The 14,209-nt window shown below is 72.3% G+C and carries 15 protein-coding genes; 9 read left to right on the forward strand and 6 right to left on the reverse strand.

The features are described 5' to 3' along the window. Positions 1-9: 9 nt before the first annotated feature. The 7 genes from tsaD (at position 10) to D3218_RS15935 (ending at position 4,996) form a co-directional block, all read left to right on the forward strand. Complete coding sequence (gene tsaD, locus D3218_RS15905) at positions 10-1,170, forward strand: tRNA (adenosine(37)-N6)-threonylcarbamoyltransferase complex transferase subunit TsaD (protein ID WP_119541050.1); 1,161 nt, start codon at positions 10-12, stop codon at positions 1,168-1,170. Continuing rightward, positions 1,167-2,147: an NAD(P)H-dependent glycerol-3-phosphate dehydrogenase gene (locus tag D3218_RS15910; protein ID WP_119541051.1), complete on the forward strand. Its 981-nt coding sequence runs from the start codon at positions 1,167-1,169 to the stop codon at positions 2,145-2,147. Before tsaD ends, D3218_RS15910 begins: the two co-directional genes overlap by 4 nt. A 52-nt stretch (positions 2,148-2,199) precedes the next feature. Then, on the forward strand, positions 2,200-2,490 hold the full coding sequence (locus D3218_RS15915) for a YciI-like protein (RefSeq protein WP_119541052.1): 291 nt from the start codon (positions 2,200-2,202) through the stop codon (positions 2,488-2,490). Between the two features lie 5 nt (positions 2,491-2,495). Then, the gene (locus D3218_RS15920) at positions 2,496-2,933 is read left to right on the forward strand and encodes an EVE domain-containing protein (protein ID WP_119541053.1); all 438 of its coding nucleotides are present in this window, start codon (positions 2,496-2,498) and stop codon (positions 2,931-2,933) included. A 45-nt stretch (positions 2,934-2,978) separates the two neighbouring features. Further along, positions 2,979-3,203, forward strand: a complete 225-nt coding sequence (locus D3218_RS15925) for a DUF3072 domain-containing protein (RefSeq protein ID WP_119541054.1) — start codon at positions 2,979-2,981, stop codon at positions 3,201-3,203. 259 nt (positions 3,204-3,462) lie between these two features. Beyond that, positions 3,463-4,161 (forward strand): class I SAM-dependent methyltransferase, encoded by a 699-nt coding sequence (locus D3218_RS15930; protein ID WP_119541055.1) that lies wholly within the window; start codon positions 3,463-3,465, stop codon positions 4,159-4,161. Positions 4,162-4,186: 25 nt separating this feature from the next. Next, positions 4,187-4,996: a TIM barrel protein gene (locus D3218_RS15935; protein ID WP_119541056.1), complete on the forward strand. Its 810-nt coding sequence runs from the start codon at positions 4,187-4,189 to the stop codon at positions 4,994-4,996. Here the strand turns inward: D3218_RS15935 and D3218_RS15940 are convergent. Together D3218_RS15940 and D3218_RS15945 are read right to left on the reverse strand one after the other, a co-directional pair. Next, positions 4,980-7,331, reverse strand: coding sequence for an FdhF/YdeP family oxidoreductase (locus D3218_RS15940; protein WP_119541057.1), 2,352 nt, complete (start codon positions 7,329-7,331; stop codon positions 4,980-4,982). The genes D3218_RS15935 and D3218_RS15940 overlap by 17 nt on opposite strands. Before the next feature lie 86 nt (positions 7,332-7,417). Beyond that, the gene (locus D3218_RS15945) at positions 7,418-7,984 is read right to left on the reverse strand and encodes a L,D-transpeptidase family protein (RefSeq protein ID WP_119541058.1); all 567 of its coding nucleotides are present in this window, start codon (positions 7,982-7,984) and stop codon (positions 7,418-7,420) included. Between the two features lie 70 nt (positions 7,985-8,054). Between D3218_RS15945 and D3218_RS15950 the strand changes: the two genes are divergently transcribed. Next, positions 8,055-8,738, forward strand: coding sequence for a response regulator transcription factor (locus tag D3218_RS15950; protein WP_119541059.1), 684 nt, complete (start codon positions 8,055-8,057; stop codon positions 8,736-8,738). 160 nt (positions 8,739-8,898) lie between these two features. Then, positions 8,899-9,405 (forward strand): cyclic nucleotide-binding domain-containing protein, encoded by a 507-nt coding sequence (locus tag D3218_RS15955; protein WP_119541060.1) that lies wholly within the window; start codon positions 8,899-8,901, stop codon positions 9,403-9,405. A 181-nt stretch (positions 9,406-9,586) separates the two neighbouring features. Here the strand turns inward: D3218_RS15955 and D3218_RS15960 are convergent, their stop codons facing one another. The 4 genes from D3218_RS15960 to D3218_RS15975 form a co-directional block, all read right to left on the reverse strand. Continuing rightward, positions 9,587-11,200, reverse strand: a complete 1,614-nt coding sequence (locus D3218_RS15960; protein WP_119541061.1) for an FGGY-family carbohydrate kinase — start codon at positions 11,198-11,200, stop codon at positions 9,587-9,589. Between the two features lie 17 nt (positions 11,201-11,217). After that, complete coding sequence (locus D3218_RS15965; RefSeq protein ID WP_119541062.1) at positions 11,218-11,946, reverse strand: SDR family oxidoreductase; 729 nt, start codon at positions 11,944-11,946, stop codon at positions 11,218-11,220. A 77-nt stretch (positions 11,947-12,023) separates the two neighbouring features. Then, on the reverse strand, positions 12,024-13,277 hold the full coding sequence (locus D3218_RS15970) for a sugar ABC transporter permease (protein ID WP_119541063.1): 1,254 nt from the start codon (positions 13,275-13,277) through the stop codon (positions 12,024-12,026). Further along, on the reverse strand, positions 13,274-14,095 hold the full coding sequence (locus D3218_RS15975; RefSeq protein ID WP_119541064.1) for an ATP-binding cassette domain-containing protein: 822 nt from the start codon (positions 14,093-14,095) through the stop codon (positions 13,274-13,276). The genes D3218_RS15970 and D3218_RS15975 overlap by 4 nt, the downstream gene beginning before the upstream one ends. Positions 14,096-14,209: the final 114 nt, after the last annotated feature.

Consider the following 14,209-nt stretch of genomic DNA (forward strand, 5'->3'; position numbering starts at 1 on the left):
TGCTGAGCCATGACCAAGCCCGCGCCCGATCCGGCCCCGACCGCCCCGCAGTTCCACGGCCCCCTTGTGCTGGGCCCCCTTGTGCTGGGCCCCCTTGTGCTGGGCATCGAGACGAGCTGCGACGAGACCGCCGCCGCCGTGGTGGCGCGCGATGGCGACGGGCGGGCGCGGATTCTGTCCAACGTGGTGCTGAGCCAGATCGGCGAACACGCGGCCTTCGGGGGCGTGGTGCCCGAGATCGCCGCGCGCGCCCATGCCGAGGCGATCGGCGGGATCGTGTCGGCGGCGCTGGACGAGGCGGGCGTCGGGCTCGCGCGCATCGGCGCCGTTGCCGCGACGGTCGGGCCCGGCCTCGTGGGCGGCCTGATCGTCGGCGCCACCGCCGCCCGGGCCATCGCCCTGCCGCGCGGGCTGCCGTTCCTGGGCATCAACCACCTGGAGGGTCACGCCCTCACGCCGCGCCTGACCGACGGGCTCGCCTATCCCTATCTCCTGCTGCTGGTGTCGGGCGGCCATACACAGATCCTGCTGGTCGAGGGACTCGGGCGCTACGAGCGCTGGGGCACCACGATCGACGACGCGCTGGGCGAGGCCTTCGACAAGACCGCCAAGCTCCTGGAACTGCCCCATCCGGGCGGCCCCAGCGTCGAGCGCATGGCCGAGCGCGGCGACCCCGCCCGCTTCTCGCTGCCCCGGCCGCTACGCGGCGAGAAGCGGCTCGACTTCTCGTTCTCGGGCCTCAAGACCGCCGTGCGCCAAGCCGCCGAGGCCAACGCTCCGCTGGGCGAGGGGGACGTCGCGGACCTGTGCGCCGCGTTCCAGCGCGCCGCGAGCGAAAGCGTCGCCGACCGGCTGGTCCTGGCGCTGGCGCGCCTGCGCGACCGGTTCCCCGACCTCGCCGATCCGGTGCTCGCGGTGGCGGGGGGCGTGGCGGCCAACGGCGAGATCCGCCGGGCGCTGACCGCGCTCTGCGCGCGGGACGGGGTTCGCCTGGTCACCCCGCCGCACGCCCTGTGCACCGACAACGCGGCGATGATCGCCTATGCCGGGCTGGAGCGCCTGGAGGCGGGCGACCGCGACGCGGCGGCGGCGCCCGTGCGCCCGCGCTGGCCGCTGGACGAGACCGCCGCGCCGCGCCTCGGCTTCGGCAAGCGGGGGGCCAAGGCATGAGCGTCGCGGTGGTGGGCGGCGGCGCCTGGGGCACGGCGCTGGCGGCCGTGGCCGCGCGCGCCGGGCACGTCAACCTCCTGTTGCGCGATCCGGCGGTGGCCGAGGCGATCAACGCGCAGCGGAGCAACCCCGCCTATCTGCCCGGCATCGCCCTGCCGGCGACGATCCGGGCGGTGCTGGACCCCGCGCTCGCCCTCCGGGGCGCCGAGGTCGTGCTTCTGGTGACGCCCGCCCAGACGCTGCGCGCCGTCTGCCGGACGCTTCTCCCCGCCCTGCCGGGCGACGCCGCGCTGGTGCTCTGCGCCAAGGGCATCGAGCGCGACACCGGGCTCTTCGCGTCCGCCGTGGTGGAGGCCGAGCTGCCGGGCCGCCCGATCGCCGTGCTGTCGGGCCCGAGCTTCGCCGCCGACGTCGCCGCCGGTCTGCCCACGGCGGTGACGCTGGCGGCGCGCGACGCCGCGCTCGCCGACGCGCTGGCGCGCCGCCTGTCGGGCCCGGCCTTCCGCATCTATGCGGGCACCGACGTCCTCGGCGTCGAGGCGGGCGGCGCGCTCAAGAACGTGCTGGCGATCGCGGCGGGCGCGAGCGCCGGCCTCGGCCTCGGCGCCTCGGCCCAGGCGGCGCTGGTGACGCGCGGCTTCGTGGAGCTGTCGCGCCTCGGCGAGGCGCTCGGCGCCGATCCGCGCACGCTGATGGGCCTGTCGGGCCTCGGCGACCTCGTGCTCACCTGCTCGGGCACCCAGTCGCGCAACTTCGCCTACGGGCTGGCGCTCGGACGCGGGGACGACGTGGCCGCTCTGAAGCTCGCCGAGGGCGTGTTCTCGGCCGCGATCGCCGCCCGCCTGGCGCGCGAGCGCGGCATCGAGGCGCCGATCATCGAGGCCGTGGCCGGCATCCTCGACGGCTCGCTGCCGGTGGCCGACGCGGTGGCGGCGCTGCTCGCCCGCCCGCTGAAGCGCGAGTTCGAAACCGCTTGATCGCCCGGCCCGATTTGCTACGGGGCGGACAGCCAATCCCGGAGAAGCCCCGATGCTCTACGCCCTGATCTGCGACGACCGCCCCGACGCCGGCACGCTGCGCGCCGACACGCGCCCCGCCCATCTCGAGCACCTGAAGGCGCTGGGCACCACGCTGAAGTTCGCCGGCCCCTTCCTGGACGCGGACGGCAAGCCGACCGGCAGCCTCCTGGTGGTGGAGGCGGAGAGCGAGGAGGCGGCCCGCGCGCTCGCCACCCGCGATCCCTACGCCGTGGCGGGCCTCTTCTCCGGCGTGACGGCGCGCCGCTGGAACTGGACCGTCAACAACCCCGAGGGCAACTGACCGTCATGGCCTTCTGGCTGTTCAAGTCCGAGCCGTTCAAGTGGTCCTTCCAGCAGCAGAAGGACTGCGGGGCGGCCGGCACCGAGTGGACGGGCGTGCGCAACTACCAGGCCCGCAACTTCATGCGCTCCATGGCGGTCGGCGAGCGCGGCTTCTTCTACCATTCCAACGAGGGCAAGGCGGTGGTGGGCGTGGTCGAGGTCTGCGCCCTCGCCCATCCCGACTCCACGGCCGACGATCCGCGCTGGGAATGCGTCGATATCCGCGCCGTGGCCGACATGCCGCGCCCGGTGACGCTGGATGCCGCCAAGGCGGAGCCGCGCCTCGGCGCGATGGTGCTGGTCACCAATTCGCGTCTGTCGGTGCAGCCGGTGACGCCCGACGAGTTCCGCACCGTCTGCGAGATGGGCGGCCTCGACTGGCGAACCGCGTCGGGAACCTGAGAGGGGCCGGAACGTTTCGCGAACGACCTGATCGCGGAGCGTTCCATGACCGATGCCAACCCCAAGGCGGATGCCGCCAACTCCAACACGGTGAAGGACCCGGACGACTGGACCACCGGCGACGAGCCGATGACCGGCGCCCAGGCCTCCTACCTCAAGACCCTGTGCGAGGAGACCGACCACCCGTTCGACGACACGCTCACCAAGGGCGACGCGTCCAAGCTGATCGACGAGCTGCAGGACAAGAGCAAGCGCCTGAAGAACGGCTGAGCCGCCTTCGCCGCAGCCGAAACGAAAAGGCCGCCCTCGACGGGGCGGCCTTTTCGTTCGCGATCGCGGCCATGCCGTGGCACGAGGGGAATCGGCCTCAGTGCAGGAAGCCGAAGATCCACAGAAGAAGAATGATCGGAATGGGAATGCCGATCAGCCAGAGAAGGCCACCCTTGAGCATCGTTGTCGGTCCTTTGCAGTGGTCTTGCCGTGAAACCGCCCATGCGGGCTTCGGTTCCCGTTTTCGTGAGGTCGCGCGATGAGGGAGCGCCGGGACCGACGCGACTTCGTGCTCGCCAACACCGCGCCGCTGCGCCCGCCGCACGTGCCCGAGATCGTGCTCCATCTCGCCGACGAGGCGCACGAGCTCTGGGCGAAGACGGAGGAGGCGCTGGAGGCGATCGGCCTGCCGCCGCCCTTCTGGGCCTTCGCCTGGGCCGGCGGCCAGGGACTGGCGCGCCACGTGCTCGACCATCCGGCCCTGGTGGCCGGCCGGCGCGTCGTGGACTTCGCCTCCGGCTCCGGCTTGGTGGCGGTGGCCGCGGCGAAGGCGGGCGCCGCGAGCGTCCAGGCGCTGGACGTCGATCCGTTCGCGCGCGAGGCGGCGGAGCTGAACGCCGCGCTGAATGGCGTCGCCTTCCGGACCGTGAGCGAGGACCGCATCGGGCGGGCGCTCGACGCCGACGTGCTGCTCGCCGGCGACGTCTTCTACGACCGGGAGTTCGCCGCGCGCCTCGCGCCCTGGTTCGACCGGCTGGCCGCGGAAGGCACGTTGGTCCTGGTGGGCGATCCCGGCCGCGCCTACCTGCCCCGCGACCGCGTCGAGCGCCTCGCCGTCTACGAGGTGCCGGTGACGCGCGCGCTGGAGGACGCGGAGGTCAAGCGCACCACCGTCTGGCGCTGGAGGGGCGACCGGCGCCCCCTTCCCGGGCTCGACGCGCAAGCCCCGCCGGCATAGCCTCGGGCGCCGCCGGGGAGGATCCATGAGCCCGCATCGCGAACCGCCGTTCCAGCTCGCCGTGTGCGCCGAGACCGTCTACGCCGCGCTGCCCGTGCGCGAGCGTCTGGCGCGGCTGACGGCGGCTGGCTTCCTGGTGGAGATCTGGGACTGGACCCGTCACGACATCGCGATGCTGGCCGCCTCCGGCGCGTGCTTCTCGTCGATGACCGGCTACGTCACCGGCCGGCTCGCCGACGATGCCGGCGCCGAGGCGCTCCTGGCGAGCGCCGCCCGCTCGATTCCGGTGGCGCGCGAGCTCGGCTGTCCGCGCCTCAATCTCCACGGCACCGGCCTCGACGCGCACGGCCAAGCCCTGGTGCCGGCCGAGACGGTGAGCGGAGCGATGTGGATCAAGGCGGTGGATACGCTGCGCCGCATCGCCGATCTCGGCGAGCGGGAGGGCGTGACCTTCGTGCTGGAGAACCTCAACCGCGAGGTCGACCATCCCGGCGTGCCCTTCGCGAGGGCCGCCGACACGATCGCGCTGGTGGCGGCGGTGGACAGTCCGGGCCTGCGCCTCAACCTCGACCTCTACCATGCGCAGATCGACGAGGGGAACCTGATCGAGCTGTGCCGCCGCGCCCTGCCGCTGATCGGCGAGATCCAGGTGGCGGACGTGCCCGGCCGCCACGAGCCGGGCACCGGCGAGATCAACTATCCCGCGGTGGCGCGTGCGCTCGACGCGATGGGCTATCGCGGCGTGATCGGCCTCGAAGCCTGGCCGGAGAGCGACGACGAGACGGCGCTCCGCCGCTTCCGCGAGTCGTTCCTGCCGCTCACTCCGCCGGCGTAGCGGCGGCCTGCGCGGTCGCCGGATCCGTCGCCCGCCGCACGCGGATCGGCACCGACTTCGCGGCCGGGACATGGCTGTCCTTGGCGTGGTGCCAGAGCGGGATCAGGCGGTTGAGCTCGGGATAGTAGCCGCCGACGTCGCCCTTCGGCAGCTTGTACGCGTGCACGCGCAAGCCCTTCACCCGCCGATCCACGCCGTCGTCGGCATGGGTCTCGACATCCACGAGGTCCTGGTCGCGCAACTGGAGGCGGGCCATGTCCTCGCCGTTCATCAGCAGCACCATGCGCGAGCCCGAGATGCCGCGAAGGCGGTCGTCGTAGCCGTAGACCGTGGTGTTGAACTGGTCGTTGGAGCGCAGCGTCATCAGGGTGAAGACGTCGGGACCGCGCGTGTCGATGTCGGGATCGGTGTCGAACCCGTCCTCGGGCACGTGGAAGTTGGCCTTGCCGTTCTCGGTCTTCCATTCGCGCCGGCAGGCCGGCAGGTCCCGGTGGAAGCCACCAGGCTGGAGGAAGCGCTTGTTGAAGTCGGCGAAATACTGCGGATAGGCGCGCTCGATCTCGTCGCGCACCTTGGCGTAGTCGCCGACCCACTCGTCCCAGGGAATGGTGGAGCGCCCCGGCACCGTGGCCTTGGCGATCTCGGCGACGATCCGGGGCTCGGACAGGAGCTCGGGCGAAGCCGGCGGCCGCCAGCCCTTGGAGCCGTGGATGCAGGCGGTGGAATCCTCGATCGACACGGTCTGGTCGCCCGAGGCCTGGCGGTCGCGCTCGATCCGCCCGAGGCAGGGCAGGATGAAGGTGACCGCCCCCGGCAGGAGGTGGTTGCGGTTGAGCTTGGTGGAGATCTGCACGTGGAGACGCAGGTTGCGCCACGCCGTCTCGATCGCCTCGGTCTCGGGCACCGCGCGCGAGAAGTTGCCGCCGAGGCCGATGAAGGCCTTCACCGAGCCGTCCAGGATGCCCTGGCAGGCCTCCACCGTCGCCATGCCCTTCTCGCGCGGCGGCTCGAAGCCGTAGAACTCCCGGAACTTGTCGAGCGGGGCGAGTTCGGGCTTCTCGGTGATGCCCACCGTGCGCTGCCCCTGCACGTTGGAATGGCCGCGGATCGGCGAGATGCCGGCGCCGCGCTTGCCGATATTGCCGCGCATCAGGAGCAGGTTCGTCAGCATGCGCACGTTGTCGACGCCGTTCCGGTGCTGGGTGAGCCCCATGCCGTAATGGGCCATCACCGCGTCGGAGCGCGCATAGGTCCGACCGACCTCCTCCAGCTCGGCGCGCGCGAGCCCAGAGCGGCGCTCGATCGATTCCCAGGACGCGTCGCGCACGAAGCGCTCGAACGCCTCGAACCCGTGGCAGTGCTCGGCGATGAAGGCGGTGTCGAGGACGCGCGCCGCCCCCGCCGCCACGGCCTCGTCGTCGAGTTGGAACACCGTCTTGGCGATGCCGGTCATGGCCGCGATGTCGCCGCCGCAGCGGAGCTGGAAATACTCGCTCGACATCTTGGTGCCGGCGCCGGGCGACAGCATCTCGGCGGGCGACTGCGGGTTCTTGAACCGCATCTGCCCCCGCTCCTCCACCGGGTTGAAGGTGAAGACGGGCACGCCCCGCTTGCGCGCCTCCTGCAGCGGATGGAGCAGGCGCGGCGCGTTGGTGCCGGTGTTGTGGCCGAAGAAGAGCATCATGTCGCAATGCTCGAAGTCCTCGTAGACCACCGTGCCGACCGGCGAGCCGATAGACAGCGGCAGGCCGACCGAGGTGGACTCGTGGCACATGTTGGAACTGTCGGGCAGGTTCTGCGAGCCGTAGACCCGCGCCAGGAGCTGGTACATGTAGCTCGTCTCGAGCGAGGCGCGGCCCGAGGCGTAGAAGATCACCGACTTGGGATCCAGCGCCTGCAGCTCGCGCCCGATCTCGGCGAACGCGCTGTCCCAGGACACCGGCACGTACTGGTCGAGCGAGGCGTCGTAGCGCATCGGGCTCGTCAGCCGGCCGTTCTTCTCCAGGTCGTGGTCCGGCCAGTCGAGCAGCTCCGACACCTTGTGCCGGGCGAAGAAGTCACGGCTGGTGCGTCGCTTGGTCTGCTCCCAGATCGTCGCCTTGGCGCCGTTCTCGCAGAACTCGAACGTGTTGGCGTCGGCGGGCTTGGCCCAGGAGCAGGACACGCAGGCGAAGCCGTCCGGCTTGTTCTGCTTGTAGAGCGTGTTCCAGATGGTCGAGATGGCCAGCCCCTCGGCCAGGCTCTTCTGGGCGAGCGACTTCACTGAGCCCCAGCCGCCCGTCGGCTCGTCGTAGGGCGCCACGGTGGGTTCGGGCTGGATCTCGCTGCGCTTCATGACGGCATGCCTCGGTCGGAACATGGATGGGCTCGCCCTCACTGGACGCGCGAGCCGCCCCGCCGGTTCCCGCGCCGCGCGCGATCCTATCGCCGCACCGCCAATCGCGCGCCCGGCCGCAGGAAGGGCGCGAGCCGACCCATGTCGCGCCGCGAGACCGCGACGCAGCCCTCCGTGGGCGCGTAGGCCGGACGCGCGACATGGAGGAAGATCGCGCTGCCGAGCCCGCGGGCGCGCCGGCCGAGGTTCCAGTCCAGCACCACCACCACGTCGTAGAGCGCGTCGGCGCGCCGCATCGTCTCGGCGCTGGCGCCCATCGGCAGGCGCACCGGGCGGTTGTAGGCCGGATGGCCCGGGGCGTCGCACCACCCGTCCTCGGCGCGCGCCCGGCGCACGGGCAGGCCCGGCAGGCGCAGCGGCGCACCGCGCGGGCCGCCGCGGAGATAGGCCGCCACGACGGGCATGGCGGCGAGCGGCGTCGCCCCGTCGCCCTCGCGCTTTCGCGAGCTGACGCCGGAACGCCCGAGCGCGCAGCGAAGGCGCAGCGGACCGGCCGCCAGGATGCCCCGTCGCCCGTCGAGCGGCGAGGGACGCACCAGAAGAAGCGGCCCAGAACGGGGTTTCCGGGGCCTGGGGGGTGGAAAAAGCCGCATTCCGCTCACAAATTGTTACAAAGCCGGGCGCGAATCGTCGCCCGGCCGGACCTCGAGACGGGATTCTTGAATGAGCGTACGTAGCATTCTCATTGTCGATGACGACGACGACCTTCGCACGACGCTCGTGGACCAGCTCGCCCTCCACGAGGAATTCCAGGTGCTGCAGGAGGCCAACGCCACCAAGGGCATCCAGACGGCGCGCGCCCATCTGATCGACCTCGTGATCATGGATGTCGGCCTGCCGGACATGGACGGGCGCGAGGCGGTGAAGGCGCTGCGCAAGGGCGGCTTCAAGGCGCCGGTCATCATCCTCACCGCGCAGGACGGCGACGCCGACACGATCCTCGGCCTCGAATCGGGCGCCAACGACTACGTCGCCAAGCCCTTCCGCTTCGCGGTGCTGCTGGCGCGCATCCGCGCCCAGCTCCGCCAGCACGAGCAGTCCGAGGACGCGACCTTCCAGGTCGGCCCCTACGTGTTCAAGCCGAGCCAGAAGGTCCTTCTGGACGACAAGGGCGGCAAGATCCGGCTCACGGAGAAGGAGACCGCGATCATCCGCTACCTCTACCGGGCCGACCGTCGCGTGGTGACGCGCGACGTGCTGCTCGAGGAGGTCTGGGGCTACAATTCGGGCGTCACCACCCACACGCTGGAGACGCATGTCTACCGACTGCGCCAAAAGATCGAGCCCGAACCCTCCAACGCGCGGCTGATCGTCACCGAATCGGGCGGCTACAAGCTGATGCCCTGACCGGCCGTCCGGCTGTGGCCGGGCGGGAACGCACGGGGCGCCAAGGCCGTCCCGCGTGGCGCTTCCGCCCGCTTTGGGCTTCACGCGGCGGGCATTTCCTGCGATGTCCGATGCGGACGCGGAGCGTCCGGCATGGGACGCATGGAGTGTATCGGTCGGCATGAGCCTGGAAAGCGACATGGAGCTTCTCGGCGGCGTCTCGCTGTTTCAGGATCTGACGCGCGACCAGTTGCGGCTCCTGGCCTTCGGCGCCGAGCACCGGCACCTGCGGGCGGGCGAGATCCTGTTTCGCGCCGAGGCGCGGGCCGACGCGGGCTTCATCGTGGTGGGCGGCGAGGTGAACCTCGTGGACGGCGAGGGCGACGGGCGGCGCGTGGTGGACACGGCAGGCCCCGGCTCGCTGCTCGGCGAGATGGCGCTGATGGCCGACACGCGCCGGCCCGTGACGGCGGTGACCGCCACCGACTGCGACTTCATCCGCATCTCGCGTCCGCTGTTTCGGCGGATGCTCCAGGAATATCCCGACATCGCGGCGACGCTGCATCGGCGCATCGCCGGCGAGCTTCAGGAGATGACCGCGCGGATCCTCGCCCTGTCCGACGTCTTCGAGGACGACCTTGAGACGCCCGGCGAAACGGCCGACGGCCCATCCGTGCCGCAGGACTGAGGAAGCGGGAGCGACCGCGGTCGCCGTCCGGAACGTCCCCGGCAGTGGATTGGCGGGGGATCGTCGCGGCCCACGAGGCGCCGGACGCCGCGCATGCCGGCGGCATCGGCGGCGATCGGCAACGAAACGCGTGGCGGCCAGCACCGCCGGGCCGATCCGGCGGGCTGTTCGGCCGGGCTCCCTAGATCTCGCCCATCACCTCTCGCGCCCGACGCTCGGCCGCCTGCAGGGTGCGGTAGGCCCGGAACTTGGCGTCGTGGAAGCGGGCGGTCTCGCCGCCCGCCGGCTCCACCGTCTCGCCGGCGCGGCACATGCGGGCGGCCGCCTGCGCCAGATCGGGCTCGGCGCCGCTCGCGACCACGCCCAGCATGGCGCTGCCGAGAAGCACCGGCTCGGCGGTCTCCGGCAGCACCACGGCGGTGCCGGTCGCGTCCGCCAGGATGCGGCGCAGGAGCGGGGAGCGCGAAGCGCCGCCCGAGACCACGATCCGTTCCAGCGGCACGCCCTCGGCGCGCATCGCCTCCACGATGTCGCGCGTCCCGTAGCAGAGGCCGCAGAGGCCGGCGACGAACAGGCGCACGATCGCATCCTCGTCGGCGTCCAGCGTGAGGCCGCTCACCGTGCCGGTCGCGTGCGGGTCGGCGTGCGGCGAGCGGTTGCCGAGATGGTCGGGCACGACGTGGACGGCGGCGGCGAGCCGGGCTGCGGCCTCCAGGGAGCCGGCGAGCGCAACGGCCCGCGCCTCCAGGTGGTCGAGCACGGCGCGCCCCTCCCCGTCCGCGCGGCTGCGGGCGGCGGCAAAGCCCGGATGCGAGCCGACCAGATGATCGAGCGCCGCGCCGTAGCCGGACTGCCCGCCCTCCAGGAGCCAGGCCCCCGGCAGCATGGCGCCGAAATACGGCCCCCAGACGCCCTCCACGAAGGTCGCCTCGGCGGTGACCGCCATCGCGCAGGCCGAGGTGCCCATGATCAGCGCGAGGTCGCGACCGACGCCCGACACGGTGCCGACGCCGCCGGCATGGGCGTCGATCAGTGCGGCGCCGACCGGCGTTCCCGGCAGGAGGCCGAGGTCGGCGGCGGCCGCCGCCGTCAGCCCCGCCCCGACCGGCTGGCCGATGTCGAGCACCTCGCGGCCGATCCGGGCGAAGCCTTCGTCGGCCAGGTCCCCGAGCCCGATCGTGCGGAAGTAGTCCTCGTCCCAGCGCCGCTCGTGGGCGAGGTAAGTCCACTTGCAGGTCAGGGTGCAGACCGAGCGCGCCGCCGAGCCGGTGGAGCGCCAGGTGAGATAGTCGGCGAGGTCGAAGAAGTGCTCCGCGCCGGCGAACGTCTCCGGCATGGTCTCCTTCAGCCAGAGGAGCTTCGGCGTCTCCATCTCGGGCGAGATGCGACCGCCCACGTATCGCAGGACGGCATGACCGGTGGCGTTGATGCGCTCGGCCTGCGCGATCGCCCGATGGTCCATCCAGACCACGACGTCGCGCGCGGCGTCCCCGGACGGGCCGACCGCGAGCGGCCGCCCGGACGGCCCCACGGCGACCAGCGAGCATGTCGCGTCGAAGCCGACGCCCCGGACCCGGGCGGGATCGCCGCCGGCCAGGCCGAGCGCCTCGCGCACGCTCTCGCACACAGCGCGCCAGATGTCGGCCGAGGACTGCTCGACGATCTCGCCCGGCTCGCGCCACAGGCGGATCGGGCGCTTGGCGGTGGCGACCAGCCGGCCGTCGGCGCCGAACAGGCCGGCGCGCGCGCTGCCCGTGCCGACATCGACGCCGAGGAAGAGATCGTTCGCAGTCATGGTGGCCGTTCCCGGGACTAGAGGTCGACGCCGTGCGGCAGGATCACGAGGTCGCGGATCACGACCCCGGGCGGACGGGTGAGCATGAACAGGACCGCGTCGGCGACCTCCTTGGCCTCCATCAGGCTCTTGGAGGCGCGCGCCTCCTCCAGCTTGGCGGCCGGCCAGTCGTCGATCAGCGGCGTCACCACCGGGCCGGGGGCCACGGCGCCGACGCGGATGCCGTGCTTGATGACCTGGCGGCGCAGCGTGTGGACGAAGGCCTGGATGGCGAACTTCGAGGCCGTGTAGACCGGCTCCCAGACCACCGGCACGAGGCCGGCCACCGAGCTGGTGACGACGATGTCGCCCGAGCCGCGCTCGGCCATGTGCGGGAGCACGGCGTGGATGGAGCGGAAGGCGGCGTTGACGTTGAGGTTGAGCATCCGGTCCCAGCGGTCCGGGTCGCCCTCGATCACCTCGCCGCCGACATAGGCGCCGGCATTGGCGTGGAAGATGTCGACCCGGCCGGTCATCTCCAGGATCTGCGGCATCATCGTCGCGACGCTGGCGCCGTCGGTGAGGTCGATGCGAACCGCGTGGGCGCCCTGGCCGAGTTCGGCGCAGGCCTGTTCGAGCCGGTCGGCGGCGTGGTCGACGAGCACGACGCGCGCCCCCGCCGCGAGCATGGAGCGGGCGCATTCGAGGCCGATGCCGGACGCGCCGCCCGTGACGGCGGCGACCTTGCCGGAAAGATCGAAGTTCATGGAAGGGTTTCCCGAATGGACGATATGGGGAGGCCTCGGGCCCGCCGCCGCGCGGCGGCGGGCCCGAGGCGGGCGCGTCAGCCGCGACCGTGCGAGGCGCGCGAGCGGCGGGCGAGCGAATCCACGATCACGGCCAGCGCCAGCACGCCGCCGAGGATCATGTAGCGGAGGCTGGACGAGAGGTTCAGCAGCGTCAGCCCGTTGGAGATCGCCTGGATCACGATGATGCCGAGCAGTGCCGAATAGGCCGAGCCGCGTCCGCCGAACAGGGACGTGCCGCCGATCACCGCCGCCGCGATGGCGTTGAGGTTGACGTCGCCGGTGCCGGCCTGCTGGGAGGCCGATCCGAGGCGCGCGGCCGACAGGAGGCCGCCCAGCGCCGCCAGCGTCGAGCACAGGACGAAGGCGCTGAGGTAGATGCCGCGCACGTTGATGCCGGCGCGCCGGGCCGCCTCGCGGTTGCCGCCGACCGCCATCATGGAACGGCCCCACCGGGTGCGGGTGATCGCGTAGTCCATCGCCGCGACCATCGCCACGAAGAGCGCGAACATCCAGGGCACGCCCCGCCCCTGCGCCAGATACAGGACCACCGCGACGAGGCCCACGGTCAGCAGCAGCGCCTTGGCGACCACGACGCTGAGCGCGGCGCCCGTCAGGCCCGCCGCCTGCCGGCGCGCCCGGGCCCGGAGGCCGCTCCACAGAACGGCGGCGCCGGGTGCCAGCGCCAGGGCGACCGACAGCCAGTTCGGCATGTAGGCGTTCTGGCCGAAGCGCACGAAGGCGAGGCCGAACGGCAGGTTGATCGAGCCGGACGTGCCTAGGAGGTAGAGCTGGAGCCCGAGCAGCGCGAGAAGGCCCGCCAGCGTCGCCACGAAGGACGGCATGCCGACGCGGTTGTAGAGCAGCGCGTAGAGCGCGCCGACCAGCGCGCCGAGCCCGAGCGCCACCGCGATCGCGCCCGCGAGCGGCCAGCCGTTGTTGATCCACAGGACGCCGAGCATGGCCGAGGCGAGGCCCGACATGGAGCCGACCGACAGGTCGATCTCGCCGAGCAGCAGCACGCAGACGATGCCGAGCGAGATGATGCCGGTGGTGGCGCAGTCGTAGAGGAGGTTCGACACGTTGCCCGGCCGCAGGAAGACCGGGTTCAGCGAGGTGAACACCACGGCGATCAGCACCAGGCCGACCGCCACGGGGATCATGCCGAGGTCGCCGGAGCGGACGCGGTCGCGGAAGGCGCGCAGGGCGCCGCCGAGGCCTTCGTCCTGGCGCACGCGGGCGTCGGCGCGGTCGAGCGCGCGCCCGGCGACGGAGTTGGGATTGTCGCTCACGCGGAGCCCTCCAGGGTGGCGGCGCGGCGGCCGGCGCGCCGCGACACGGCGTTCTCGGTGGCGCCGGTGATGGCGGCGATCAGGTCGGTCGGGGAATCGTCGGGCGTGAACACGCCGTTGTTGCGCCCGAGGCGCAGCACCACGATGCGGTCGGCCACCGCGCGCACGTCTTCCATGTTGTGGGAGATGATGATGACGCCGAGCCCGCGGTCGCGCACCCGCTCGATGAGGTTCAGCACCTCGGCGGTCTGCGCGACGCCCAGCGCGGCGGTGGGCTCGTCCAGCATGATGAGCTTGGGCTCCAGGAGGAGCGAGCGCGCGATGGCGACCGTCTGGCGCTGGCCGCCCGACAGCGAGGCCACCGGCTCGCGCACGGAGGGGATGCGCGCGGCGAGCTCGTTGAGGAGCGTCCAGGCGCGCACCTCCATGGCGACCTCGTCGAGCTTCCAGGGGCTCGCCTCGCGCCCGAGATAGATGTTGGCGACGACGTCGAGGTTCTCGCACAGGGCGAGATCCTGGAACACGGTCGCGATGCCGAGGTCCAGCGCCGCCGAGGGGCTCGAGAGCGCGACCTCCCGGCCGTCGAAGCGGATCGTGCCCGACGTCGGCTGGTGCACGCCGGCCAGGACCTTGACCAGCGTCGACTTGCCGGCGCCGTTGTCGCCCACCAGGGCGACCACCTCGCCGGGATGGACGTCGAGCTCGATGTCGGTGAGCGCCGACACGGCGCCGAAGTTCTTGGACACGTTGCGTAGCGAGATGACCGGCTCGCGGCCGCCCGGATGGGCGGGCGGGGAGCGGTCGGCGTGATCGGCCATGAGCCGGGCCTCCCTTGGTTCACGGAACGGGGGTCGGCCGCCCCGGGGTGCGGGGCGGCCGACGGTTCGGGCCCGAGGGCCTAAGGGCTGCGCAGTTACGCGGCGGCGCTGGCG

It is taken from the genome of Aureimonas flava (assembly GCF_003583935.1).
In the GTDB taxonomy this organism is placed as follows: domain Bacteria; phylum Pseudomonadota; class Alphaproteobacteria; order Rhizobiales; family Rhizobiaceae; genus Aureimonas; species Aureimonas flava.